The sequence below is a fragment of the Natronococcus pandeyae genome (assembly GCF_008122205.1).
Classification (GTDB): Archaea; Halobacteriota; Halobacteria; order Halobacteriales; family Natrialbaceae; genus Natronococcus; species Natronococcus pandeyae.
Map to the genome: position 1 here is coordinate 350,712 of NZ_PHNJ01000001.1, position 26,591 is coordinate 377,302.

The 26,591-nt window shown below is 63.8% G+C and carries 21 protein-coding genes; 12 read left to right on the plus strand and 9 right to left on the minus strand.

All coding sequences use genetic code 11. The features are described from left to right. Positions 1-23: 23 nt before the first annotated feature. From CV102_RS01820 to CV102_RS01830, 3 genes are all read right to left on the minus strand, one after another. Positions 24-1,397, minus strand: coding sequence for an alpha/beta hydrolase (locus tag CV102_RS01820; RefSeq protein WP_148856131.1), 1,374 nt, complete (start codon positions 1,395-1,397; stop codon positions 24-26). Positions 1,398-1,537: 140 nt separating this feature from the next. Then, complete coding sequence (thiC, locus tag CV102_RS01825; protein ID WP_148856132.1) at positions 1,538-2,974, minus strand: phosphomethylpyrimidine synthase ThiC; 1,437 nt, start codon at positions 2,972-2,974, stop codon at positions 1,538-1,540. Positions 2,975-3,036: 62 nt separating this feature from the next. Beyond that, entirely contained in the window at positions 3,037-4,365 is a 1,329-nt protein-coding gene (locus tag CV102_RS01830; protein WP_148856133.1) for a hypothetical protein, read from the minus strand. Between the two features lie 130 nt (positions 4,366-4,495). Between CV102_RS01830 and CV102_RS01835 the strand changes: the two genes are divergently transcribed. Both CV102_RS01835 and CV102_RS01840 read left to right on the plus strand, forming a co-directional pair. Then, entirely contained in the window at positions 4,496-5,191 is a 696-nt protein-coding gene (locus CV102_RS01835; RefSeq protein ID WP_148856134.1) for a phosphoribosyltransferase, read from the plus strand. 6 nt (positions 5,192-5,197) lie between these two features. Then, entirely contained in the window at positions 5,198-5,863 is a 666-nt protein-coding gene (locus tag CV102_RS01840; RefSeq protein WP_148856135.1) for an HD domain-containing protein, read from the plus strand. Here the strand turns inward: CV102_RS01840 and CV102_RS01845 are convergent, their stop codons facing one another. Next, complete coding sequence (locus tag CV102_RS01845) at positions 5,864-7,297, minus strand: MATE family efflux transporter (protein WP_233710623.1); 1,434 nt, start codon at positions 7,295-7,297, stop codon at positions 5,864-5,866. A 319-nt stretch (positions 7,298-7,616) separates the two neighbouring features. On the opposite strand from CV102_RS01845, the gene mtnP reads away from it, so the two are divergent. Further along, positions 7,617-8,471: an S-methyl-5'-thioadenosine phosphorylase gene (gene mtnP / locus CV102_RS01850; protein ID WP_148856137.1), complete on the plus strand. Its 855-nt coding sequence runs from the start codon at positions 7,617-7,619 to the stop codon at positions 8,469-8,471. Between the two features lie 478 nt (positions 8,472-8,949). Next, positions 8,950-9,564, plus strand: a complete 615-nt coding sequence (locus CV102_RS01855; protein ID WP_148856138.1) for a DUF7344 domain-containing protein — start codon at positions 8,950-8,952, stop codon at positions 9,562-9,564. Between the two features lie 159 nt (positions 9,565-9,723). On the opposite strand, the gene CV102_RS01860 is transcribed toward CV102_RS01855, so the two are convergent. From CV102_RS01860 to CV102_RS01870, 3 genes are read right to left on the minus strand one after another with little or no spacing between them, the layout of a single operon-like run. Continuing rightward, positions 9,724-10,941, minus strand: coding sequence for a segregation and condensation protein A (locus tag CV102_RS01860; protein WP_148856139.1), 1,218 nt, complete (start codon positions 10,939-10,941; stop codon positions 9,724-9,726). After that, positions 10,934-14,515, minus strand: a complete 3,582-nt coding sequence (gene smc, locus CV102_RS01865; protein ID WP_148856140.1) for a chromosome segregation protein SMC — start codon at positions 14,513-14,515, stop codon at positions 10,934-10,936. Before smc ends, CV102_RS01860 begins: the two co-directional genes overlap by 8 nt. Before the next feature lie 60 nt (positions 14,516-14,575). After that, positions 14,576-14,881 carry a DUF7518 family protein gene (locus CV102_RS01870; RefSeq protein ID WP_148856141.1) on the minus strand — a complete coding sequence of 102 codons (306 nt, stop codon included), beginning with the start codon at positions 14,879-14,881 and terminating at the stop codon, positions 14,576-14,578. A 337-nt stretch (positions 14,882-15,218) separates the two neighbouring features. On the opposite strand from CV102_RS01870, the gene CV102_RS01875 reads away from it, so the two are divergent. The 5 genes from CV102_RS01875 (at position 15,219) to CV102_RS01895 (ending at position 20,249) form a co-directional block, all read left to right on the plus strand. Then, complete coding sequence (locus tag CV102_RS01875; RefSeq protein ID WP_233710613.1) at positions 15,219-16,553, plus strand: ABC transporter substrate-binding protein; 1,335 nt, start codon at positions 15,219-15,221, stop codon at positions 16,551-16,553. A gap of 73 nt (positions 16,554-16,626) precedes the next feature. Beyond that, a complete protein-coding gene (locus CV102_RS01880; protein WP_148856142.1) occupies positions 16,627-17,559 on the plus strand; it encodes a branched-chain amino acid ABC transporter permease in 933 nt (310 codons plus the stop codon). Then, a complete protein-coding gene (locus CV102_RS01885; protein WP_148856143.1) occupies positions 17,556-18,707 on the plus strand; it encodes a branched-chain amino acid ABC transporter permease in 1,152 nt (383 codons plus the stop codon). The genes CV102_RS01880 and CV102_RS01885 overlap by 4 nt, the downstream gene beginning before the upstream one ends. A gap of 1 nt (position 18,708) precedes the next feature. Further along, on the plus strand, positions 18,709-19,482 hold the full coding sequence (locus CV102_RS01890; protein ID WP_148856144.1) for an ABC transporter ATP-binding protein: 774 nt from the start codon (positions 18,709-18,711) through the stop codon (positions 19,480-19,482). After that, a complete protein-coding gene (locus CV102_RS01895; protein ID WP_148856145.1) occupies positions 19,479-20,249 on the plus strand; it encodes an ABC transporter ATP-binding protein in 771 nt (256 codons plus the stop codon). Before CV102_RS01890 ends, CV102_RS01895 begins: the two co-directional genes overlap by 4 nt. A gap of 15 nt (positions 20,250-20,264) precedes the next feature. On the opposite strand, the gene CV102_RS01900 is transcribed toward CV102_RS01895, so the two are convergent. Further along, positions 20,265-20,981, minus strand: a complete 717-nt coding sequence (locus CV102_RS01900) for a helix-turn-helix domain-containing protein (RefSeq protein ID WP_148856146.1) — start codon at positions 20,979-20,981, stop codon at positions 20,265-20,267. A gap of 139 nt (positions 20,982-21,120) precedes the next feature. On the opposite strand from CV102_RS01900, the gene CV102_RS01905 reads away from it, so the two are divergent. Next, positions 21,121-21,978 carry an SDR family oxidoreductase gene (locus tag CV102_RS01905; RefSeq protein WP_148856147.1) on the plus strand — a complete coding sequence of 286 codons (858 nt, stop codon included), beginning with the start codon at positions 21,121-21,123 and terminating at the stop codon, positions 21,976-21,978. 8 nt (positions 21,979-21,986) lie between these two features. After that, positions 21,987-24,014 (plus strand): AMP-binding protein, encoded by a 2,028-nt coding sequence (locus CV102_RS01910; protein ID WP_148856148.1) that lies wholly within the window; start codon positions 21,987-21,989, stop codon positions 24,012-24,014. Between the two features lie 458 nt (positions 24,015-24,472). Here the strand turns inward: CV102_RS01910 and CV102_RS01915 are convergent, their stop codons facing one another. Then, positions 24,473-25,798 carry a dicarboxylate/amino acid:cation symporter gene (locus tag CV102_RS01915; RefSeq protein ID WP_148856149.1) on the minus strand — a complete coding sequence of 442 codons (1,326 nt, stop codon included), beginning with the start codon at positions 25,796-25,798 and terminating at the stop codon, positions 24,473-24,475. 297 nt (positions 25,799-26,095) lie between these two features. On the opposite strand from CV102_RS01915, the gene CV102_RS01920 reads away from it, so the two are divergent. Next, positions 26,096-26,578: a cupin domain-containing protein gene (locus CV102_RS01920; protein ID WP_148856150.1), complete on the plus strand. Its 483-nt coding sequence runs from the start codon at positions 26,096-26,098 to the stop codon at positions 26,576-26,578. Positions 26,579-26,591 lie beyond the last annotated feature (13 nt).

The window sequence follows — 26,591 nt, forward strand, 5'->3', positions numbered from 1 at the left end:
ATCAATCCATCGCCAGCGCTGGCTTACACCGCCTCGATCCAGTCCGTGAGATCGTCGACCACCTGCGGATCGACGTTGTTTCGCACGCGATACTCGAAGGCGACGCCGGGCCCCTCGACCGGCATGAACAGGTGGTTGAGGCCGTCGTAACTGTCGAAACTCGTCTCGGAGCGGTCGTCGAGTTCCGACTGCCAGACGCCGAAGTCGTCCTCGAGGCTGGCCTGGAAGTCCCGTTCCCCCTGGAGGAAGTACAGCGGTTCGTCGGTCTCTCGAGCCGTCTCGAGAGCGTCGTACTCTGCGAGGCTCTCCCAGAACGCGCCGGAGAAGTCGAGGAGGACGTCGTCTTCGTCGTAGTCGCCGTCGCGGACGCGGTCGATTTCGTCGGCCTGCTTCTCGTACATGTTCGTCATCGCGGGCCAGTCGTGGCTGCCGACCGTGGCCTGGTGCTCGACGTGTGCGAGGACGACGTCGTGGAACGGGCGCGCGGGAGCACCCATCGCGACGCCGCCGGCCAGATCGCCGTCTCGGTCGACGATCCGAGGGACGGCGAGTCCGCCGACTCCCAGACCGGCGACGACGATTCGGTCCTCGTCGATCGCCTCGACGCTCCGGAGTTCGTCGACCGCGAGCAGCGCGTCGTCGACGGTCGCCGCGTCGAGCGTGTGATCTTCGGGTTCGATCTCCTGCGGGCAGGCGTACGTCCGTTTGTCGTACCGGAACGTCGCGACTCCCTCGGTCGCGAGTCCCTCCGCCAGATCTGCGAACGCTCTCGTCGCGACGCTACCGAGGTTCCTGTCGGCCGGGCCGGAGTCGTGGACGAGAACGACGCCGGGAACCGAATCCGGATCCGCGTCCGCGGGAACGGTTACGGTTCCATCCAGAGGGCACTCCTCGGTCTCGAGGGTCGCCTCCTGCTCCGTGATCGCATCGCGGTCGACGTATCCCGGTCGCTCGTAGCTGTCGTTGAACGTGATCCCGGCGACGTCGAACTCGTCGGTCACGAGGACCTGCAGTTCGTGGTCGCTGCGCTCGAACGCCATCGTGACGTCGACGGCGTCGAACCCACTCGCGACGGTCTCGGTCGTCTCCGCGACCTCGCGGAACTCGCCGCCGACCGCGGTGTAGCCCAGCCAGATCTGCTCGAGTTCGCCGACGGCGACCTGTGCCTGCGCATCCGGAGCGGTCCGATCGTGTGCCTGCTCGAACCGTTCGTTCCCCAACGTCTCGACGAATTGGGTCGCCGTTTCCACGGCCGTCCCGGACTGTGTGGAGTCTTCGCCGGTTCCGTCGTCCGTCTCCGACATGTCGTCGCCGAACAGGTCGGTACACCCCGCGAGGGCCGAACCCGCCGCCGCCGAAACCGAGGCCAGGAGCGTCCGTCGTCGCAGTTCGTTCATCGTTACTGATCGATCAGTACCTGTTACAATAGCTGTGTTCCACGTTGTCACTCCGTGAAACATGCTCGCCCGACGACCGTCCGAAGGGCCGGCCGGGAGGGCCGATCCGGAGTCGAGTACACCCTCCCGTCGGCGAGCGTTCAGTCGTCGGCCGTCTCCTCGAGAGCCTCTTCGTCCAGTTTCTCGAGTTCCGCGAGGCCGCTCGAGTCGTGCGTGCCGACCGGTGGCAGGTTCACGTCCGCCGCGGGCGAGCTCTCGAGATCGGTTTCCGTTTCGAGACGCCGCATCTCGCCCGCCTCCCTCGCGTCCTGGTCGATCCGCATCGAACAGAACTCGACGCCGCACATCGAGCAAAAGCGCGCCTCCTTGTAGTTGTCCCCGGGCAGCGTCTGGTCGTGGAACGAGCGGGCGCGGTCAGGGTCGAGCGCGAGGCGGAACTGCTCGCGCCAGTCGAACTCGTATCGCGCCTCCGAGAGGGCGTCGTCCCAGTCTCGAGCCCCGGGGAGTCCGTTCGCCACGTCGCCGCTGTGTGCGGCGATCCGGTAGGCGGCGAGTCCGTCTCGGACGTCCTCCCGCTCGGGAAGGCCGAGATGCTCCTTGGGCGTGACGTAACAGAGCATCGCCGCGCCGGCCTGGGCGGCTATCGCGGCACCGATCGCGCTCGTGATGTGGTCGTAGCCCGGCGCGACGTCGGTCACGAGCGGCCCCAGCACGTAGAACGGAGCACCGTCGCAGACCTCCTGTTGGCGCTCGACGTTCGCTGCAACCTCGTCCATCGGAACGTGGCCGGGCCCTTCGACCATCACCTGCACGCCGTGGTCCCAGGCGACGTCGGTCAGTTCGCCCAGCGTGTCGAGTTCGGCGTACTGGGCCTCGTCGCAGGCGTCGGCCAGACAGCCCGGCCGGAGGCTGTCGCCGAGGCTGAAGGTGACGTCGTACTCGACGAAGATTTCACAGAGGTCCTCGAAGATCTGGAAGAACGGATTCTGTTCGCCGCGTTCTTCCATCCACTTCGCCACGATCGACCCGCCGCGAGAGACGATTCCCGTCTTCCGACCGTCAGTTAGCGGCAGGTGCTCGGCCAGGATACCCGCGTGGATCGTCATGTAGTCGACGCCCTGCTCGGCCTGCTTCTCGACGACCTCGAGCAGCAACTCCGTCGTGATCTCCTCGGAACTGCCTGCCCGCTTGACCGCCTCGTACAGGGGGACCGTTCCGATCGGAACCGGCGAGTACTCGACGTGCGTCTCCCGGATCTCGTCCAGATCGCTGCCCGTTCCGAGGTCCATCACCGTGTCCGCGCCGTAGTGGACGGCCGCATGAAGCTTCTCGAGTTCCGTCTCGAGGTCGCTCGACTCGTCGCTGTTCCCGATGTTGGCGTTGACCTTGGTCGCGAACTCGCGACCGATAATCATCGGATCGAGCGCGTCGTGGGCGACGTTCGCCGGAATCACGGCCTGTCCCTCGGCGACCTGTTCTCGAACGAACTCGGGATCGCGGTTCTCTCGTTCGGCGACGCGATCCATCTCGGGCGTCACGACTCCTGCGCGGGCGGCCTGGAGCTGTGTTCTGGCCATCGATCACTAGGTGGTATTACTAGGTTATAAATATCGGGATCGTCGTCTCGAAGCACGGATCGCTACTCGATTCGACCGCCGGTGATCGTAACGTCGACCGTCTCGCTCGAGTCGTCGGGGACGTCGACCTCGGCCTCGATCGAGTGACGGAGTCCGTCTCGAACCGGCTCCGGGTCGTCGCCACCCTGTTCGATTTCGAAGGATCGGCGCTCGTCACCGATCTCGAGCCAGTAGCTGCCCGGTTCGCTCGCCGAAACGGCGACCGTCGCCCCCACCTGCGTGCCGGGACGAGGCCGGTCCTCGAACGTGACCGACTCGAGGTCGAGCGCCGCCCCCTCGAGGGCGACTTCGACCGAGCGCTCGAACGTGGTCGTGTAGACGGTCGCGTCCCGTTCGTCGTCGCCGTCTCCCTCGCCGGGTTCTCCAGTGAGGATTTCGACGCCGAGTTTGCGCTCGACGTTGCAGATCTTGTTACAGATCGTCTGTTCGGCCGAGCCGGCGAACAGCAGGCCGACGAGCGCTCCGTCCTCGAGGAAGACGGCCGAACCGCTGTCGCCGCCCTCGGACATGTAGCCGGTGATCAGCTGATCGCGGAGGGTGACGGTGCCGTGCTCGCCGCCGAACTCGACGCTGACGCTCGCGCTCGTCGCCTCGACCGTCGCGCTCGTGACGCCGGTGGTTCGGCCGGTCTTCGTGACGGTCTCTCCGCGGAGTTCGCCGTATTCCTCTCGACGGACCGCGGTCGGCCACTCCTCGTCGAGGCCGTAGTAGCTCGCGGACTCCCGGTCGCGCTCGACCGACCGGGCGGCGACGTCGACCCGGACCCCGTCCGCGATCGGGACGTAGCCGACGAGTTCCCCGACCGCGTCGTCCTGATCCCCGCCGTCGTGGGGGCCGGGCTGGAGGATCGACTCCCCCAGGTCGGCCTCGTTCGAGCGGGCGTACACGTGGTTGTTCGACAGTCGAACGAGGTCGCCGGCTTCGACGTCGTCCCAGACGGCCTCGCTCGCGTCGCCGCCCGCGTCGTTTTCGATCCGTGCTGGGTAGGGGCCGCCCGTCCCCGCCGTCAGGTCCGCGTTGCTCTCGCTGACGCCGGCCGGGACCGGACGGTGCCGGTCGCTGCGGTCCTCGGCCGCTTCGGGGATCGGCTCGAGGATCGACAGCGGTTCGTATCCCTCGCGGTCCTCGTCGTAGCCGGCGTCAACGACGTCGACGGTCGTCTCGGCGCCCGTTTCCTGGACGCGCCTTTCGACGTCGTCCTCGTCGTCGAGCGCGTCGGGCGGCAGCTTTCGAGAGACGAAGACCCGGACCCTGTCCTCGCCCTCGTCGTAGTCGACACCGATCACGTTCCGACACTCGAGCAGGTACTCGAAATCCTGCGTTGTGGGCATAATTGAAGCGACAACGTGTTCGTACCGAAGGTGCTTAGTCGTGTGGTCGCGTGTCACGGACCGAGACGAGGGCTCGTTTCAGCCCACTTATGGGGGTGGGACTACTCCGTCTCGAGTAGGTGGCCACCAGATGTCCGACCTACCGGACGATTTCGACTGTACGATAACGAACTGGGACTATATTTACAGCCTCTGTCGCGACGTCAGCGACGAAGTGCGCCAAGACGACTTCGAACCCGACGTCATCGTCGCACTCGCCCGCGGCGGCTGGTTCGCGGGCCGCTGTATCTGTGACTTCCTGGGCCTCGACGATCTGACGAGCCTGAAGATGGAACACTACGTCGGCACGGCCCAGAAGACGGGCGAGCCAACGGTTCGCTACCCGATGCCCGAAGGCAGCGTCGAGGGGAAGGACGTCCTCATCATCGACGACATCGCCGACACGGGCGGTTCGATCGAGCGCGCCTACGAGTACGTCGACGACCGCAACGCCGGCGAAGTTCGGACCGCGACCCTCCAGTTGCTCCAGACCAGCGAGTACGAACCCGACTACGTCGGCGAGCAACTCGAGGAGTGGACCTGGGTCGTCTACCCGTGGAACTTCATCGAGGACATGGTCGACCTGATCACGGGAGCGATGGAACGGGCCGACCAGGAGGAGTTCACGATCGACGACATCCGCCACTACCTCTCGGAGTACCACGGCATCGAGCGCATGGAGATGGAGATCGCCCAGCCAGACCGCCTTCAGGAGGTGCTCACGGAGATGGAGCGCCGCGGAGTCCTCGAGATGGCCAACCACGGCGAGTGGGTACTGGTCGAGTGACCGACGGTGAGCGACGGCCCCGGAACCGACGCGGCGTCGAACGCTGATCCCGATCGCGAGGACACTGTCGAGGCCGTACTCCGGGCGTTTGCACTGAAAGACGAGCGACGAACCGGCTGGCAGCTCCGCGGCGTCGACGAACCCGAATCGGTCGCCGACCACACGTGGGGTGTGTGTCTGCTGTGTCTGTTCTACGCACCCCTCGCGGACGTCGACCGCGACCGTGCGCTTCGGATGGCCCTCGTCCACGACCTCGCGGAAGCCGAGACCGGCGATTTTCCGACTCGCGCCGACACGACGGCGACGACGATCGACACCGAAGAGAAGGAGCGCCTCGAGCGAGCGGCCATCACGGACCTGCTCGAACCGTTCGACGACGGCGACCTTCGCGCGCTGTGGGAGGCGTACGAACGCCGCGAGAGCGAGACGGCGCGCTTCGTCAAAGACATGGATCTCGTCGATATGTGCCTGCAGGCCGTTCGGTACGAACGCGAACGGCGGTACGACCCGACAGCGGATCCGGACGACCGTTTCTCCGAGTACGACCATCTCGACGAGTTCTTCGCGACGGCCGAGCCTCGCGTTCGCACCGACGTGGGTCGCGAACTGTTCGAAGAGGCACTCGAACGGTACGAAGCGGCGAAACGATCCGCCGACGCCGAGGACGGCTGACTACTCCGCCGGCGTCGGGGTCTTCGAGTCGGCTTCCTCGTCCTGTTCTTGAGGGCGCTCACCCTCCTCCGCGTCTCGGGTTTGCTCGTCGTCCTCGTCATCCTCGTCGACGATCGATTCCTTCCAGGTACCCCGAGTGAACCACGCGATGGCCGCCAGTGCCCCGACGACGTCGCCGGCGACGACGCCGACCCAGATACCGGTCGTCCCCCAGCCCGCGACGAATATCAGGTAGTAGCTGACCGGGACGCGGGCGATCCAGAGCGTGACGACGGAGAAGACTAGCGCGGTCTTCGTGTTCCCCGCGCCGCGGAACGCCCCGAGGATCACCTGCAGCACGCCCATGAAGACGAACATGACCGCGGCGACCTGCAGGTAGGTTGTCCCGTAGGCGAGGGTGTCCGCCCGCCCCGCCTCGTCGGCCGTGAGGAACACGCCGACGATCGGCTCCGGGAACAGGAACGCGATCGCACCTGCCGCGAGCATGATCCCGGCGATCGCACTCGAGGCGAGCCAGGTCGCCTTCTCGGCGCGGTCGGCCCTGCCGGCGCCGAGGTTCTGGCCGACGATGGTGTCGGTCGCCTGGCCCATCCCCATCGCGGGGAGAAACGCCAGCGAGATGAGCCGGTTGCCGAGGCCGTACGCCGCGACGACCGCGGGCGGGAACGTCGCGACCATCGCCGTCATCGAAATCATCGCGAGCGAACTCATCGACTGCTCCGCCGCCGTCGGCACGCCCAGCCGAGTGATCTTCGAGACGTACTCGAGACGCGGTACGAGGTGATCTGCCTCGATGTCGGGCCCGACGTCCGTGTAGAACAGGACGTAGAACCCGATCGCAGTGGCGACCGCCCGCGAGACGACAGTCGCGACAGCAGCGCCCTGGATCTCGAGGCGAGGGAACGGTCCGACGCCGAAAATCAACAGCGGGTCGATCGCGAGGTTGATCACGACGCTGACGAACATTACGCGCATGGGCGCGTGGGTGTTCCCGTAGCCGCGCATCAGCGAGACGAAGATGAAAAAGCCGAACAGGAACGGCATCCCGAGGAAGAACACCCGCATATAGTCGGCCGCGAGCGGGACGATCCGGGCCTGGGTCTCGGCGTCGGCGGGCAACAGCGCGAGCATCGGATCGGTCAGGAAGTAGCCCGCGATACCGAGGACGATCGCGACGATCGAGATGAACGAGAGCGTCTGTCCGGCGATCAGCCCGCCCTCGCCGCTCTCGGCGCCAGTGTGCTGTGCGACGAGGATCGCCCCCGCCGCGGTGAAGCCGCCGCCGATCGAGATCAGGAAGAAAATCAACGGAAACGCCAGGCTGAGCGCACCGACGGCGTCGGGCGAGAGCGCACCGAGCCAGAACGTGTCGCCGACGTTGTAGGCGACCTGCAGTAGCTGGATGACGACCAGTGGCCAGGCGAGCCCGAACATCGGCCGAATGAGGTCCCCGTCGGTGAGGTCTCCAGCCGTCTCCGCACCGTCTACATCGTCTGCCCCTCCGGAGCTTTCCGCCTCGCTCGTCGCCGGGGCTCCGTCCTCGTTGGCGTCCGGCTCGGAGGGCATTACGGATCGAAATACACCCGATCCACTTGAACACTCGTGGAGAGTGATACCACGTCCCGTATCGATCGGTCGGTCTCGGCGGACGGACGATCCAGCGGAAACCGCATCGAACCCGAACCGCACCGAACCCGACCCGAACCGCACCGAACCCGTATCGTTTACGTCCCCGCCCGCGCGAGGTGTGTGCATGACCATCGGCGTCATCGGCGGAAGCGGTATTTACGAGGCACTGCCACTCGAGAACGTCTCGACGAAGTCGGTCTCGACCCCGTACGGGGAACCGAGCGAGGACGTCACCCTCGGCGAACTCGGGGGGAAAGAGGTCGCGTTCCTCCCACGACACGGCGAGGACCACCAGCACACGCCGACGGGGGCGGGCTACCGGGCGAACATCTACGCGCTGAAGTCCGTCGGAGTCGATCGCGTGATCTCGACCAACGCCGTCGGCAGCCTCCGAGAGGAGTTGCCCCCGCGGACGCTCGTCGTACCGGACCAGATCTACGACCGGACGAAACACCGCACGCCGACGTTCTTCGGCGAGGGGATGGTCGTCCACATGAGCTTCGCCCAGCCGTACTGTCCCGAGATGGTCGGCCACCTCGCGGAATCCGCACGCGAGGCGACCGACGCCGACGTCTCGGAGGACGGCACCTACGTCTGCATCGAGGGCCCCCAGTACTCGACGAAAGCCGAAAGCGAGTTCTATCGCGAACAGGGGTGGGACATCGTCGGCATGACGACTATCCCGGAAGCGAAACTCGCCCGCGAGGCCGAACTGAGCTACGCGACTGTCGCCGGCGTCACCGACTACGACGTCTGGAAGGACGACAGCGAAGTGAGTCTCGAAGAGGTACTCGAGAACGCCGAAGCCAACCAGGAGTCGATCAACGCGGTGATCGAACACGCGATTCGGACGATGCCCGAGGACTTCGAAAGCGAGGCCTGGAGCGCGCTCGAGGGAACGATCAACACGCCGACCGATGCCATTCCGTCGGAGACCCGCGAGCGGGTCGACCTGTTGGCCGGTAGCTATCTCGACTAGCGATAGAGGAGCAAAAGACCGCGTCGGCGGTTCGTCGTCGGATCGTTTGCCTCCCGGAACAGTTTCTCGCGGAAAATTCGCGTGTTATCGACCGGCTACGAGAGTCGTATCCATACCGTACTGAGTTCTAACCGCCCTCGCTGAAGCCTCGAGTTCGCCGTTTCGGGGGAGACGAGCCTGTTATGGACCACCTACGTTATTGTAGTGACTCTCTACCATACCAAATATCGTTGGAACAACCCCTATGCCTCTTTCTTTCTTTTGTTCGAGTGCGAGATAACCCGCCCACGCTCAGATCGTCAGTCCGCCTCGACCGCCGAACGGTCGGCCCGGTCGGCAGACGCGGGAAATCTGACAATCATGCAGTTTTACACCTATTATTAGGGCAGTAGATTACTGTTTGTCCTGATATATTCAAAAATTCAGATTCTCACGGAAAGTTTTATGTATCTATAGACTGCATTATCGAGTGCAGAGTATGACCCCCAAAATTGACCGTTCAGCCCACTCATCGGACGAGCCCGCCCCCGAGGCAGCGTCCGAGGAGATGCCGACACTCTCCAGCGACGAAATCTTCCATATTCTTCAGACGAACCGCCGGCGGGACACGATTCGATACCTCCTCGAGGAGGACGGCCCCGTCAAGATGCGCGACGTTGCGGAGTACGTCGCCGCTCGCGAGAACGAGACGACCGTCGCGAAACTGTCCTCGACGGAGCGACAGCGCGTCTACATCCCGCTGTACCAGTCGCACCTGCCGAAACTCGACGAAGAAGGAGTGATCGAGTACAACCAGCCGCGCGGAATCGTCCGTCCGACGGAGCAACTGGATACGTTCGAACCCTACATCAAGGCGACCGAAGACGGTGCCTCGAGTCTGGAATCCCAGGCATCCAGCGGTCCCACGGTCAAAGAGTACTACGCGACCGCAGTCGCCGCGAGTGCGAGTCTGCTGCTCGCATCCGTCGCCGGTGTCCTCACGATCCCCGGACTGGTGCTCGGAGCGATCATTACCGCGCTGTTCGCACTGATCACTCTCGTCACGAATCTGCCGCAGTTCGTCGAATCAGCCAACAGCCTGTCTCTCCAGTAACCGACGGTGTCGACGGTGTCGAGTCTCGCCGAAATCTCACTCGTGAAGCTATCTGCAGCCGATCGTCCGTTCTCCGTGCCGACCTCGCGTTATAGTAGCCACTGAAAGTCAATGCACACCCGATCGCACGACAGCTGTGCGATCAGTGAGTGAATCGTTTCAGTCGTTACTATAGTTTGCGACCGCTTCGGAGGGATCCGTATCGGCAGTCGTCCGCTGAATCCAGAGATCACCGAACAGTTCGTCCTGCTCGAGTACGATCGCTCCACGGTGTGACAGGAACAGGAGTGCGAGATACGTCATCACGCGTGAGCCGCCGATCTCGTCGATCTCGGCGTACAGGACCTCTTCGCGTCCCCGTTCGTACCGCGACTCGAGTTCCGTCTCGACGTCTTCGATGACGCGGTCGATATCCTCCTCGTGAGTCGTGTGCGTGACGTCGTCGCTGGTCGGTTCGTCGTCTACCCGAAAGTCGTCGCCCGAGTGGTAGCTCAGTTCCTGAACGCCGCGGTCGTACCCCTGAGGGGAGTCGCTCGTATCGTAGCTTCGGGAGTCCTTCCACCAGGTGTCGCGCTCCGCATCGCGAAGATCGCGCACCAGTTCGTCCAGCGTCTCGGGCTTGCCGCGAGCGTGCTTGCGCTCGAGTCGTCGCTCCATCTCCGCCTCGAGACCCTCGACCGGGTCGAACGCCGGCTCCCCCTCGGGATCGTCCACGGCTCTGTCGTCCGCGAACGGGGCCTCCCAGGGCGGGAGTTCCTCCTCGTCGGGTTCGTCCGGTGCGAACAGTTCGTCGCTTTTCATCCGCAACAGGACGCTCGCGTAGAACAGCGCTCGCCCGGACGTCCGCAGGTCGGCGTCGTCGAGCGCCTCGAGGAACTTGTCGGTCACCGCGACGATGTCGATATCCCACGGATCGATCTCGCCGTCCTTGGCGAGCTGGACGAGGAGTTCGACGGGTTCGACCTCGTCGTCGTCTTCGGACTCATCCAGGTCGGCCTCGCTGTCGGTGAACTCGAGCACCGAGCCGCCGTCCTCATCCGGCGGGTCGCGGTCGTCGTGTCCGGCGATGTTCAGCGGGATATCGTCACCGCCGTCGGTCCGGATCGGTGGACGTGAGCGGTTCCGTGTCGCCGCTGCCTTCCGATCCGCTCGCGGGCGCTCTCCGTCCGCGGCTTCACCGCTCGCTTCTCTCGAGGACCCGTTTGTCGTCTCTGACTCCTCGAACCCTCCGCTGCTCGCGGCTTCACCGCTCGCTTCTACCGAGGACCCCTTCGTCGTCTCCGACTCCTCGAACCCTCCGCTGCTCGCGGCTTCACCGCTCGCTTCTACCGAGGACCCCTTCGTCGTCTCCGACTCCTCGGGGTCCTCGCTAGTCATCAGCCAGCACCTCTTCACCCTCACCCTCGCTCAGGTCGATCCCCGTCACCGCGCTCACGTTGTCCTGTTGCATCGTGACCCCGATAGCGCGCTCGGAGCGGTCGAGCATCGCCGAGCGGTGAGAAACCACGACGAACTGCGCCTTCTCGGAGAGTTCGTCGACCATCTGGCCGATCCGTTCTGCGTTGACGGCGTCGAGGAAGGCGTCGACCTCGTCGAGCGCGTAGAACGGCGCCGGGTTGTGCCGCTGGATCGCGAAAATGAAGGCCAGCGCGGTCAGCGACTTCTCGCCGCCCGACATCGCGTCGAGGCGCTGGATCGGCTTGTCGCCCGGCTGAGCCTTCATCGTCAGCCCGCCCTCGAACGGATCCTCCTGATCCTCGAGGTGGAGGGAACCGGTCCCCTCCGAGAGTTTCTCGAAGATCTCCGTAAACTGGGCAGCAATCTCGTCGTACGAGTTCATGAACGTCCGTTTCTTCTGGGTCTCGTACTGCTCGATCCGCTCGCGGATGCCGTCGGCCTCCTCGACCAGGGTGGCCTTCCCGTCTTCGAGCTCTGAGAGATCGTCGCGGACCTCGTCGTACTCGTCGATCGCGAGCATGTTCACCGGCTCCATCGCCTCCATGTCGGCGGCCAGGAGATCGATCATCTCGAGGACGGTGTCGTGGTCCGGCACGTTCTCCGGATCGTAGTCGCCGACCTCCGCCTCGAGGCTCTCGATCTCCCACTCGAGGTCGCCGAGTCGGCTCCGCCTATCCTCGAGCTTGCTCTCGACGGCGTTGACCCGGTCCTGTTGCTGGTCACGCTTCGTCCGGGCATCGGAGAGCTCCTCCTTCAGGTCGCTTCGCTCGTCTTTCAGTTCGGCGAGTTCGGTCTCGAGTTCCTCGACCGCCTCGTGTTTCGCCTCGAGGGTCTCGCGCTTCTCGGCGATCGTCTCCTCGTACTCGACGATCCGGTCTTCGTGCTCCGCCTTTCGGTTCTGGGCGTCCTCAATATCGTCGTGAAGCTCCTCGATAGCGTCCTCGGCGTACTCCTTCTCGAGGCTCAGCTCGTTGAGTTCGCCGTCGATCTCGCCGATCTGGGCCTCCCGATCGTCGATCTCGTCCTCGAGGTCCTCGATCTGGGCGGTGAGTTCGGGGATCTTCGAGTCCGCGAGCTCCGTCTCGAGCTCGTCGATGTCGGCCTCGATCTCCTCGATCACCGCCGTCCGCTCCTCGATCTCCCCGGAGATCTCGGTCATCCGCTCGTCGACGGACTCGCGCTCGTCGCGGAGTTCCTCGAGTTCGGCCTCGAGATCGTCGATTTCGCTCTCGATCGTCTCGTGCCCGTCCTCGAGTTTCTCGATTTCGCTCTCGATCGACCGCACCTCGTCGGCCGCGTCGGTCTTCCGGTCGCGGGCGTCGTCGAGCCGATCCTCGACGTCCCGGAGGTCGTCGCGCAGCGACTCGCGTTCCTCCTGCAGATCGGTGATCTGTTTCGCGACGCGCTCGAGCTGTCCCTCGCCGCCGCCGGTGAAGGAGTATCGAGAGCCTTTTCGGGAACCGCCGGTCATCGCGCCGCTCTTCTCGACTAAGTCGCCGTCGAGCGTGACCATCCGGTAGTCACCCATGTACGAGCGGGCGGTCTCGATGTCCTCGACGACCAGGGTGTCACCGAGGACGTACGAGAAGATGCCGGCGTACTGCTCGTCGAAGTCGACGAGGTCGTACGCGAAGCCGACGACGCCGGGATCGGTCGGCGCGTTCGGTAGCCGACGCTCGTTCATGTCGGTCATCGGGAGGAACGTCGCCCGGCCCGCGTTGCGCGATTTCAGGTGCTCGATACACTGCTGGCCGACGACGTCGTCGTCGACGACCACGTTCGCGAGCCGCCCGCCCGCGGCCGTCTCGCAGGCGACCGCGTACTCGCCCGAGACCGTTCCGAGCTGGGCGACCGCGCCGTGAACGCCGTTGATCCCTGCGTTGAGGATCGTCGTGACCGCGCGACCGAACGAGGAGTCGCCGCTCTCCCCGGCTTTGGCCTCGAGTTCGGCGTACTCCTGTTGTTTCGCCTGGATCTCGTCGTCGAGTTCGTCGAGTTCCGACTGGACGCGTCGCTTCTCCGCCTTCAGGTCGTCGACGACGCTCGCGATGTTCTCGCGGTTCGTCTCCGCCTTCTGCAGTTCCCGCTCGAGTTCGCCCTTCTTGCTCTCGAGTTCGGGGATTTCCTCTCGTTTTTGCTCGATCGTCTGCTCTTTCTCGCTGATGGCGTTCGAGCGCCGTCGGGCCTCGTCGAGCAGCCGGTCCTGCTCGCGCTGGAGGTCGTTCTTCTCGGTTTTGGCCTCCTCCAGATCGTCCTTGCGGTCGGCGAGGTCGGCTTTTAGCTCGTCGAACTCGGTGTCGACGGCCTCGATCTCGGCCTCGAGTTCGTTGCGTTCGGCCTCGCGTTCCTGGATCTCGGTCTTGATCGACGCCTTCTCGAGTTTGTGGTCGCGGATCTCGTCCGCGAGGTCGTCGATCTGTTCCTGCTTGCGGTCGATCTGGACGAACGCCTCGCGGCGGTCGGACTCGGCGCCCTCGATCTGCTCCTCGCTGGCCTCGATCTTGTCCTCGAGTCGCGAGATGTCGCCTTTGATCTCCTCGATCTCGCTTTTGATCCGGAGCTGTTCGTCCTCACCCTTGCGCTCGATCTCGGCGTTTAAATCCTCGAGATCCTCCTGCAGGCGGATGACCGTCCCCTGGCGTTCGTCCAGGGTGCGCTGAAGCTCCTCGAGTTCCGCTTCGAACTCTCTGACGGTCTCCTCGAGCGCGTCGAGTTCCTCGCGCTTCTCCTCGAGTTCGCTCGCCTTCTTGTATCCCTCGTACTCCTCCTTCTCGCGGCGCAACCGCCGGTATCGCAGCGCCTCCCGGCGCTCGTCCTCGAGCTGGGTGAGTCGGTCGCGTTTCTCCTCGATGCGGAGTTCAGCCTCGTCGATCCGCTCCTGGACGACCTCGAGTTCCTCGAAGGCGTCCTCCTTCTTCGCGTCGAACTCCGCAACGCCGGCGATTTCGTCGATGATCTCCCGACGAGCATGGGGAGTCATGTTGATGATCTCGGTGACGTCGCCCTGCATGACGACGTTGTACCCTTCCGGGGTGACGCCGGCCTGTGCGAGCAGATCCTGGATGTCGGAGAGATTGACCGCCCGGTCGTTCAGGTAGTAGTAGGAGTAGTAGTTGTCCTCGGTCTCCTTGACCCGCCGTCGAATGCGGATTTCGTCGACGTCGCCGACGTCCTCGCTGCCAGCGGCGTTGATCACCTGGGACCGCTCGAGGGTCTCGTCGGAGTTGTCGAGAATGACCTCGACGACCGCCTCGCGCGGGCCGCTGGACGTGGAACTGTCTTCGTGACCGGGATTGTAGATGAGATCGGTCAGCTTCTCCGCGCGGATCCCTCGCGTTCGGGCGAGACCCAGCGCGAAGAGGACGGCGTCGATAATGTTCGACTTTCCGGAGCCGTTTGGCCCGGTAACGACGGTGAAGTCCTCGTAGAACGGGATCTTGGTCTTTCGGCCGAAGCTCTTGAAGTTGTCTAAAACGATCGCCTTGATGTACATACCCTTCTCGAGTCCTCCATTCGCCCCCGCCGCGAACCGAACTGCGGCGTAGCCGTGCAGTTATGCGACGATAATGTCGTCGGTACCTGAGTCTTCCGTTTCGTCACCGGTCGCAGGCTCGTCCGCATCGGCGTCGGCCGTCGCCTCGGCGACCTCGTCAGGTGCCGCTTCCGGCGTCTCTTCCTCGCTTGCGTCCACCTCGCCGCTCCGTCGCTCGGGAACGCGAGTCGGCGTGTCCGTGTCGAGCTCGGCCTCGAGGACGCGAATTCGTTCCTTGGCCTCGATAAGTTCGCTCGTAAGTCCCTCTACTGTCGACTCGAGTTCCGCAACGGTCGATTCGAGCTGCTCGACGCGGTTTTTCGACATATACTCTAGGGACTCATGCGAGCACATAAACGTACGTCAGACACAACTAACAGTTCTGGTACCTTCTCGGTGCACCGTCTCTCGGCTCCCCGTCGACGGGACGGCAGCCTGGTATGGCTCAGTCCCGCTTCTCCTCGAGCAACGACGTGTTACCGAGCGGATAGCAGTCAATTAACTGTGTTTGGGTGATTTTACTGCAGTATATGTTTTATTCATAGTCTATTATAGGATGATATGCGACGTTTATGCCTCATTAGGGGCGAATGCATTAACATGTGCACACCTCGCTATTTGATATGCTGTCTCGTACCAAGGGATGGCGAGCGAGCTAACAATGATGTCCGACTCAACTGCAGAATCGGAATCAGGGGGAATGGAGAGGCGAACGGTGCTGAAAGCGGTCGGTGGATCGGCGATCGCCGTTGCACTCGCCGGCTGTGGGGAGTTACTGGAAGACGAGGAGGATCCGCTCGAGGAGGCAGAGGTTCCGGACGAACCCATCGAGGCGGGACTCCAGACGTTTCTCGAGGGTGCACCGGCAGTGCTCGGCGTTCAGGCCGAGTACGGTGCCGAAACCGCCGTCCGGCGCATCAACGAAAACGACGGGATCGCCGGCAGACAGATCGATCTTACCGTAGTCGAGGAGGGTGAGGAGGCTCTCGAGAACTATCAGGAGTTCGTCGAGGCCGGCATGGACGTCACGTTCGGCCCAATCTCGAGTGGAAACCACGAGGCGATGGTACCGGAAGTGAACGATCAGGGGGTCATCAACGTCGCGACCGACGGAACGGTGACGACGCTGTACGAGGAGGATCACCCGCCGGAGGACAACCAGTACTCGTTCCGGTTCCAGAACCACGACGTGATGGAGGCGCTCGCGGCGGCCGTCGAAGCGACCGAACTGCTCGGAGCCGACGAGATCGAGACGTACGCGGGGATCAATCCGGGGTACGCGTTCGGTTTCGACGAACAGGAGCTCTTCTCGGCCGGCATCGAGCAACTGGCCGACGCGGAGCTGGTGTACGAAGGGTTCCCGGATCTCGGAACCGACGACATGTCGACCCACATCGAGGAGGTCAACAGCGCGGAGCCGGACGTCCTCTTCTCGAGCGCCTGGGGCGGCGACGCGACGCTCTTGCTCGAGCAGGGCCACGGTGCAGGGATGTTCGACAACATCGAACTCCTGGTCGGCCCGGTGCTGTACGGCTCCGCGAACGATCTGAGCGAGGCGCTCGTCGACGGACCCATCCGGTCCGGGTCGCGCAACTTCTACTGGGACCAGCCGAGCGTCGATCGGTGGGATCCCGGCCGGGAGCTGTTCGAGGAGGTCCAGGAGGAGTACGACGTCGTTCCGACCGCACACTTCATGAGCGGCTACGGCGCGGTGACGGCGTGGGCGACGGCCGCCGAAAAGGCGGTCAGGATCCTGGGCGGATGGCCCGAACAGGAGCAACTCGCTGATATCCTCGTCAATCATGGCTTCTACACGCCGGCGGGCTATCACACCATGGGTCCGGATCACCAGGGCTACTCGAACGCACACTTCGGCGAACTCACCTGGTCGGACGACCTGGACGCGGCGATTCTCGAGGACGTCAACGTCTACGATCCGAAGAACGTGTCACCGCCACAGGGACAGACATCGCGGGACTGGATCGCCGACTGGGACTGACGGTACAGAGAGCAATGCATTCGACATCATCGAACCAGAACCGGGGTGGACTGCCCGACAGTGAGGGTCACCGATGATCGAATCGTTCGTCACGCACACGCTCAACGGGCTCTACTACGGCTTTATTCTGTTTATGATCGCGGCAGGGCTGACGATCATCTTCGGCGTCCTGGGGATCCTGAACCTCGCTCACGGCGAACTCTACGCCCTCGGTGCGTTTCTCGTGTTCTCGGTCGTCGGGTTCGCCACCGGCCTCGTCGCGAGTCCGACCGGAACGGTGTCGGCGATCGTCTTCGGGATCGTCGTCCTGGCCGCGTCGCTCGCCGCCGCGGCGATCCTGCTTCCGGTCGGTGCGGTCGTCGAGTCGGTGTTCGTCAGGCCGATCTACGAGCGAGACGAGGTCTATCAGCTCCTGTTGACGTACGCATTGCTGTTGATATTCATCGACGTGATGAAGTTCGGCTGGGGACAGACGCCGGTAGATCCTGGCGTCTACGGCACGCTCAACAGGATTCCGACGACGGAACTCGTCGGCTTTGGCTACCCCAGCTACAACGTCATCGTGATGCTCGTCGGACTGGCCGTCTTCGGCTGGCTCGTCTGGTTCTTCGACCGATCGAAGACCGGGCGGATCGTCCGCGCGACCGCGATCAACCGCGACATGGCGACGGCGATCGGTGTGAGCACGGATCGGACGTTCACGCTCGTGTTCGCGATGGGCGCGTTTTTCGCCGGCTTCGGCGGTGCGATGGTCAGCATCGGGCCAGGGACCGCGTTCCTCGAGATGGGGCTCGACCCGCTGGTGCTCTCGTTCGTTATCATCGTCATCGGCGGACTGGGAAGCCTCAAAGGGGCGTTCGTCGGCGCGCTCATCGTCGGCGTCATCAGCCGGTGGGCGATCTGGCTCTACCCGCCAGTCGAACTGGCCGCGCCGTTTGCAGTGATGCTGATCATCCTGTTGTTCAAACCGGAAGGTCTCTACGGAACGTGGGGTGAGATCGAATGAGCCGGATCCCCTTCGTCGAGGAGCGGAACGGGGAATCCATCGTCCGCGTTCCGTTGACCCGGGGGCTCGGTCTGACGCCGGTGCAGGCGGTCCTCGTACTCGTCGGCATCGTGCTCCTGTTCGGGCTGCCGTTCTTCAGCGGTCTCGTCGGACTCTCGTGGGAGCGGCTGTTCAGGGGCATCCTCTTCGGTATCGCTGCCGTCGGACTGAACCTGCTCTTGCGCCACACCGAACTGGTCTCGTTCGGCCACGCGGCCTTCTTCGGCTCCGGGGCGTACGGCGTCGCCGTGTTGGCCGCTCACTACGACGTCTCGGAGGGGCTGTTGTTGTTGCTCGGAGCCGTCCTGATCGGCACGCTGGTCGCGATCATCATCGGCTACTTCGTCGCGGGCTACGTGGACATCTACTTCGCGTTGCTCACGCTCGCGTTCAACCAGGTGATGTTCGCGACCGTGTTCCGCAGCGGCTTCTTCAACTACAACGACGGACTCCAGGTTCGGATCGGCGGCGACAGACCGTCGCTGTTCGGCCTCGAGTGGACGACGCTCGGCTACAATCTCGTCCTCTACTACACGACGATCGTGCTCTTGCTCGTCATGCTGCTCGGCATGTGGAAGCTCATCAACTCGCCGTTCGGGCGCGCGCTCGACGCGATCGGCCAGGACAGGACGCGAGCGCGGTTCATCGGCATTCCAGTCGAGCGCTACGTCTGGATCTCGTTTACTATCTCCGGACTCTACGGGGCGTTCGCCGGCGGCGTCTACGCACTGCTTCGTCTTCACGTCCAGCCGGAGCCGACGCTGTACGTGTTCGTCTCCGGTGAGATCCTCTTCATGGCGATTCTCGGCGGGTTCACCACACTCGTCGGGCCGCTCATTGGCGGCATCGTCCTCGTCTACCTGCTCGAGGCGGCGCGGTTCTGGGTCACCTACTACCACGCGCTGACCGGCCTCGTCCTGCTCGCTATCGTCTTCTTCATGCCGAAGGGGATCGTCGGCTCGCTGCCGTCGATCGGCGCGGCGCTCGCGCACCGACGGCACGATCCCGGGCTCGTCCGGGAGGATATCCGTGGCATCGCCGCCGCCATGCGGCGAGCCGTGGATCGTGCGATAACGACCGTTCGAATCATCGTATTCGGGGTGAACTAACATGCTCGAAGCCCGCAACTTACGGAAGGAATTTGGAGAGCTCCGCGCCACCGACGACGTCTCCCTGGCGTTCGGCGAGACGCCCGGCGAGATGGTGTTCATCGTCGGCCCGAACGGCGCCGGAAAGACGACGCTCGTCAACCTGCTCACCGGGTTGTTCGAGCCCGACAGGGGTTCGGTCGTCGTTCACACCGAGGAGAACGGCACGACCGTCGAAGAGGACATTACCGGGATGGCTCCCGAGGACCGGGTCGAGGCGGGACTGGTCAGGAGTTTCCAGATCGTCCACGTCTTCGAGGAGATGACCGTCCGGGAAAACGTTCGTACTGCGGCTCTCTCCCGGTACGACAAGACCCTGAGTATGCGGACACTCGACGACGGTCACGCCGAAGTCGAGGGGGACGTCGACGATCTCCTGGCGCGGTTCCGACTCGAGGATATCGCGGACGAGGTGGCCGAGACGCTGCCTCACGGCGACCGGAAACTGCTCGACGTGGCGATGGCGTTCGCGCTCGATCCGCGCTACCTCCTGCTCGACGAACCGACCTCCGGCGTCGCGACCCGGGAGAAGGAGTACGTCATCGAGACGATCGTCGAAGCCAGCGACGCAGAGGAGGTGACGACGGTGACCATCGAACACGATATGGATCTCGTCAAAAACTACGCGGATCGGCTCGTCGTCCTCCACGAGGGGCGCGTCTTCCGGGAGGGAGACCCCGACCTGCTCGAGAACGATCCGGAGCTCCGACAGGTCCTGTTGGGGGTGGACGAATGAGCCAGCGCGACGCCGCCGTCGATCGCGAAGCGACCGCCGGCGACCCGCTGCTCGAGGTCTCGAACCTCTCGGCGGTCGTCCAGGGGTTCGAGGTCACTCACGGCATCGACCTCGAGGTGCGAGAGGGTGAAGCGGTCGCGCTCGTCGGCCGCAACGGTGCGGGGAAAACCTCGACGTTCCGGTCGATCATGGGGCTGACGCCGGTCGCAAACGGCTCGGTCCGCTTCGACGGCGAGGAACTGCTCGATCTCCGGTCCGAACTGATTCCCAAGCGCGGCATCGGCTACCAGCCGGAGAACCGGGACCTCTTTACCGGGATGACCGTCGAGGAGAACTTCCGACTCCCGATCTGGACCTCGGGACGGGCCCGCGGTATCGACGACGAGGACGCCCTCGTCGAAGATATCTTCGACCTGTTCACCGAACTCGAGGGACGGCGAAACGCCGAAGTCCAGAACCTGAGCGGCGGCCAGGGAAAGATGACTGCGATCGGCCGGGCGCTCGCGCTCCAGCCCGATCTGTTGCTCCTCGACGAACCGCTCGAGGGGCTCGCGCCGGTCGTCGTCGAGAACCTCAAATCGTACCTCCACGAGATCATCAAACGGGATATCTCGGTGCTGATCGCGGAGTCGAACGCGAGTCACGTCCCCGACATCGTCGACCGGATGTACGTGATCGAACGCGGCGAGATCGTCGATAGCGGCGACCCCGAGGTACTCGCCGAGGACGAGGAGATCCAGATGCTGATGCAGGGCGGCGGAGAGTGATCGACAGTCAGTCAGTCAGAGCTCATCGAGGTCGTTCATCCCCTCCAGCGCCGTCAGCGCCGCCTTCAGGATCTTTCGCTCACTGCGTCGCAGGTTCATCGAGACCGCCGTCTTCGAGATGCCGAAGTGGCCCGCCAGTTCGTCGAGCGTCGTCTCCCGCGGCGTCTCGTAGTAGCCGTTCTGTGAGGCCACCTCGAAGGTTTCCCGCTCGGTCTCCGTCAGGGAGCGACATCCCTCGAGTAGTTGCATCGCGCTGTTCGAGTTCTCGAGCAGGTCGAACAGCGTGGACGTCCCGAACTGGTCGCGGTCCTCGACCTCGTAATCGTTGTGGCGGTCGAGCTGCGCGAGCGTTCGATCCTCGGCCTCGTCGTCGTCGAAGCCGACGTGCCACCGCTCCCGGCCGTTCTCGATCTGGAACGGACCGGTGATGTAGCCGTCGTTTTGCTGAATCGTCTGCATCGCGTTCGTCTGTTCGATCGTCGTCCCGATCTGCGCGACGTTATCCCGTTTCGAGAGGATGTAACAGTCCGTCATGTTCGGGTGTGTCCGAAGTGCGCGCAGCCCCTCCTCGAGTTCCCCCATCGAATCCCCCTTCGCGATGAGCCTCGTCTCGAGTTTCTCGGCGTCCGTATCGAGTTGCCACTGCACGGCGGAGAAGGCGATATCGACGTCGTCGGTGGTATCGATGAACGGGCAGTCGTACTGCCGCATGTCGATATCGAGATCGATCATATCACGACAGATTATACCATAATAGGGCTATTAACTGTTAGCATTCTCGGTTCGGGGTTTCGCGGCCCGTTCGAGCGTCGTTGATATGTTAACAGACTCGTTTTAGCGTGTTCCGAGCCTCGTAAGAGCTGTAAGCGCTATGTCTCAGGATCAAGTGACTCCACCGACTGTCACGAGCGAGGACATCCACACGATCGCGGACGACTCCTTTACGGAACGGAACGTCTGTCTCGTCACGGGCGGCGCCTCCGGCATCGGCCGGGCGACCGCACTCGCGGCCGCGGGGAACGGTCTCACCGTCGCCATCACGGATCTGGACGAGGACGGCCTCGACGAAACGGTTGCCCGGGGCGAGGAACTCGACCTCGACGGACGAATCGAGCCGATTCCAGGCGATCTGACGGTCGACGACGACATCGAGCGAATCGTCGCCGAGACGGCCGAGTTGGGCGACCTCAAGTACCTCGCGAACGTCGCGGGGATGCAACACATCGACTCGATCGAGGAGTTCCCGATGGAGGCCTACGATCGAATGCACGAGGTGATGCTTCGAGCGCCGCTGTACCTCTCGAAGCTGTGTATCCCACACTTCCGGGAGACCGAGGACGGCGAGGGCTGCGTCGGAAACATGGCGTCGATCCACGCCCACTACGTCACGAGCGACAAGGTCGCCTACAACGTCTCGAAGTTCGGCCTGCGCGGACTCACCCAGTCGATCGCCGCCGAGGGTGACGGGAAGATTCGGGCGTTCTCCGTGAGTACGGGTTACGTGAAGACGCCGCTCGTGACGGATCAACTTCGGGACACCGCCGAACAGCGCGGAATCAGCGTCCAGGAGGTGGTCGAAGACGTGATGCTCGGCCAGTCCCGCGTCAAGGAGATGATGGAGCCGATCGACGTCGGGAACCTCTTCCTGCTCGGCTTCTCCGACCTCGGCCGCCACCTCGACGGCGGCGACCTGTTGTTTGATGGGGGCGTGACGCTTACCTACGAGTGAGAGTAACGATGGCAGGAAACACCAGCCTCGAGGATGTCGACGAAGTGGTTCACGAACCGAGCGAGGAGTTCGTCGAGTCCACCAACGTCTACGAGTTCATGCAGGAGTACGGGATCGACGACTACGAGGAACTCATCGAGCGCACCACGACGGAGCTCGAGGGCGTTCCCGAGAGCGGCGTCGACTGGTTCTGGGACGAACTGGTCGACTACCTCGACCTCGAGTTCTACGAGGAGTACGACGAGGTACGAGACGACAGCGAGGGGCCGCAGTTCACCGACTGGTACCCCGGCGGCGAACTCAACATCGCCCACAACGCCGCGGATCGCCACGCTGCCGTCGACGAGGAGCGCCGAAACAAGGTCGCGACCATCTGGGAGGGCGAGGACGGCGAGATCCGGGAGATCACCTACCACGAACTCCACCGCCAGTCGAACCAGGTCGCCAACGCGCTCGAGGCCCGCGGCATCGAGACGGGCGACACGGTAGGCCTCTACATGCCGATGGTCCCCGAGGTCGTCTCCATCCTCTATGGCTGTTTCAAGGTCGGCGCGATCGCAGTGCCGATCTTCTCCGGCTTCGGCGTCGACGCGGCCGCGACCCGGATCGCGGACGCCGAGTGCTCGGTGCTGTTTACGGGCGACGGCTTCTACCGCCGCGGCGACCCGGTCTACCTGAAGGGCGCAGCGGACGAGGCGATCGAGGAGGCGGGGTACGTCGAGGAGACGATCGTTTTCGATCGATTGGGGAGCGAAGCGACCCGCGAGCAGAAGAGCGAACACGAGATCCCCTGGACCGACGACCGCGACGAGTGGTGGGCCGATGCCGTCGAGACGGCCGACGACGCCTACGACAGCAAGTCGCTCGACTCGAGCCAGGAGTCGATGCTGCTGTACTCGTCGGGCACCACCGGCAAACCGAAGGGGATCGTCCACACCCACGCGGGCGTCCAGGTCCAGTGTGCGAAGGAGGTCTACTTCGGGATGGATCTCGAGCCCTCCGACCGGTTCTTCTGGGTCTCCGATATCGGCTGGATGATGGGACCGTGGACGCTGATCGGGACCCACAGCTTCGGCGGCACCGTCTTCATGTACGAGGGTGCGCCGGACTACCCCGAACCGGATCGCTTCTGGGAGATGATCGACCGGCACAAGCTCACGCAGTTCGGCATCTCGCCGACCGCCATCCGCGCGCTGCGCAAGCACGGTGACGACTGGCTCGAGGGCCACGACCTCTCCTCGCTCCGGCTGCTCGGTTCGACGGGCGAGCCCTGGGACCCCGAATCCTGGCGCTGGTTCTACGAGAACGTCGGCGGCGGCGAGGCGCCGATCATCAACATCTCCGGCGGGACGGAGATCTGTGGCTGTTTCCTGATGCCGATGCCGACCGAACCCCTCAAGCCGTGTACGCTCGGCGGTCCCGGTCTCGGGATGGACATCGACATCGTCGACCGCGAGGGGAACTCCGTCAAGGAAGACAACGAGCGCGGCTATCTCGTCGCCAGAGACTCCTGTCCGTCGATGACCAAATCGCTCTGGTCGGGCGACGAGCGCTACCTGAACGAGTACTGGTCGACGTTCGAGGACATGTGGAACCACGGCGACTGGGCCCAGAAGGACGACGACGGCTTCTGGTTCCTCCACGGCCGCGCCGACGACGCGCTGAACGTCGCCGGCCGCAAGGTCGGTCCCGCCGAAGTTGAGGGCGCGCTGATCGACCACGAGGCGGTCAACCAGGCCGCGGCGATCGGCGCTCCGGACGACACGACCGGTACCGCGGTCGTTACGTACGTGATTCTCGAGGACGGCGTCGAGGAGAGCGACGACCTCCGCGACGAACTGCGAGGCCAGGTCGGCGAGGAACTCGGCAAACCGTTCCGCCCGCGCGAGGTGCTGTTCGTCGACGAGTTCCCCAAGACCCAGTCGGGGAAGATCATCCGACGGGCCATCGAGGCCACCTACACGGGCGAGGACCTCGGCGACATGAGCAGCATCGAGAACCCCGAGGCGCTCGAAGAACTCGAGGACGCGCGGTAGTCGGCCCCGACGAAACGCTTCTATCTGCCGATCACTACCGGTCGCGTTCAGGTCGGACGAGCCACGTCTCATCCGAGCCGACTGCGTCGTGTTGCGGTGGCGTGCGCCTGGCGACGGTTCGGTAATCACTCACCGTCGCCTGACGTTGTGCGAGGTCGTTGCGAACACCGTGAGCGAATGGCTCGGAAGACGCTACGCGTCTTCCGGTGGATGAGCGAGGGAACGCAGTGACTGAGCGAATCGGCTGGGAGGGCGTGAAAGTTCCACGTTGCCACGATGAGTGAATCTGCCTCTCGGTCATCACGCTACGACTCTCGTCATCACACACGGTTCGAATCGATCCGTTCGCATCTGTACGTAACAGCCGTCCGGACAAACCCTCGTCGTGGCTCGAACGTCTCTCAAGCCCCCCGTCACGTCAAAAATATCATTACCGAGCTTCCGAAGCGTTTCGGAACTCAGTCGTCGCCCGGCGTGCTCTCGCCGCCGATCTCGAGTCCGTGCGTCGGGTCGGCCCACGAGCCGCTCGTGAAGTCGATCCCGTCGTTCCAGTGGGCGACGACCGTGGTGACCGCGAGGTCGCCGGTCACGTTCGTCATCGTCCGCAGCCGGTCGAGGATCGGGTCGACGCCGGCGACGAAGCCGACGACCGCGAGGGGCAGTCCGAGCTGGGTGAGCACCATCGTCAGCATGATCAGTCCGGTCCCCGGGACGCCGGCGGAACCGATGCTCGCGAGGACGGCGATGAGGACGACGGTCACCTGCTCGGCGAGCGTGAGCTGGACCCCGACGAGGTTCGCCGCGAAAATCGCAGCGACGCCCTGGTACATCGCGGTGCCGTCCATATTGATGGTCGCGCCGAGCGGGAGCGAGAAACCGTAGATCCCCTCGTTGATCTTGAGGTTGTTGTCGGCGTTGGCCATCGTCACCGGCAGGGTGCCGCTCGAGGAGCGGATCGAGAGTGCGGTGATGATCGCGTCCTTCGAGCCGGTGAGGAAGGCGATCGGCGACTCCCGGGTGAGCAGGAGGATCAGCCCGCCGAGATAGATGACCGTGATGTGGATCAAGACCGCGGCGAGCAGCGCCCCGATCAGCAGCGCGAAGGGGACGAGCGCGCCGGCGCCGGCTTCGCCGAAGACGGCGGCCATGAGCGCGAAGACGCCGATGACGCCGTACTCCATGACGCCCCAGACGATCTTGAACATCGCCTCGGTGCCGGCCTCGACGATGTTGAAGATCGACTCCACACCCGACTGGACGGCCTCGTCGTCGCTGTTCTCCGCGAGCAGCAACAGCGCCATCCCGAAGACGATGACGAAGAAGATCGTCGCGAGGACGTCGCCCTCGGCCATCGCCCCGATCGGTTCCTCCGGGACGATTCCCATGACCACGTCGAGGAAGTCGGGCGCCTCCTCCGTGTCGAACTCCGTGTCCTCCTGCAGCGTCAGTCCCCGACCCGGATTGATCAGGTTCGCGACCGCCAGTCCGATAAACACCGCAATACCGGACAGTATGGCGTACAGCGCGAGGATCTGTCCGCCTACTTTTCCGAGCGTGGACGGCGAGATCCGCCTGATCCCCATCAGCAGCGTGAAGACGATGATGGGAATGACGATCATGCTTAGCAACTGGACGAAGAGCTCTCCGAGCGGCTCGAGCACGGTCGCGGGTTCGCCGACGACTAACCCGAGGATCGAACCGAGGACGAACGCGGCACCGATCCGATAGACGATCGGGACGGAACGGTATCGTGACCAGTACTCCTTGATGTTACCACGTGGCATAGTTGTTCAAAACTGGAGACTATATTATAAAGGTGAGTGAATCCGATTATCGCTACCCACATATTTTGACGAAAAGTACGAAGTCTGTGACAATATCAACTACATTCGTTGTCTCATCTAAGATCTGGTCACAAATAAACTCTCTACCCCGCTCGTTCGTTGGAGCGGACTCTCCCGGCGGCGTGAAAAACGGTTATGCCCCGAGTGGGCGTTCTAGAACGTGATTCAGGCCGGTCTACACCGAGTTGGTGTCTTTATAATGCCGCGTATCGGCCCGTAATCACCCAGGTGAGAGCCATGGCAACAACACCGAAACCCGAGCGCGGAGCTGCTCGAGCCGTCGACCTCTACCAGTTCGATGGGACCGACGCGTACCAGGAGGGCGACGAGCGCGCCCGACTTCGCGGCTACTTCCCGCTGTCTCCGGGAACGCCGAACGCGAGCGACGTCGGCGCCGAGGAGCTGATGCTCGTCTGCATCGAGATCGAACCGGGGAACTCCCTCCCGTCCCACCGGGATAGCAACGAGGAACTGCTCGTCGTGATCGACGGCGCCGTCGAGGCGACGATTGGCGACGAGACGATCGATCTCGAGGCTGGCCAGTGTGCAGTCGTCCCGGAGCTGGAACCCCACGGACTCCACAACGCCGGCGACGAAACCGCCCGGATCCTCGGGTTCTTCCCGGACAACGAACTGACCGCCACGTTCGAGGATATCCTCCAACCGTTCGACTCTGACGTCGTCGCTGTCGGTCCGGACGCGGGTCTGGAAGGTCGATAGGCATCCTCGGCAC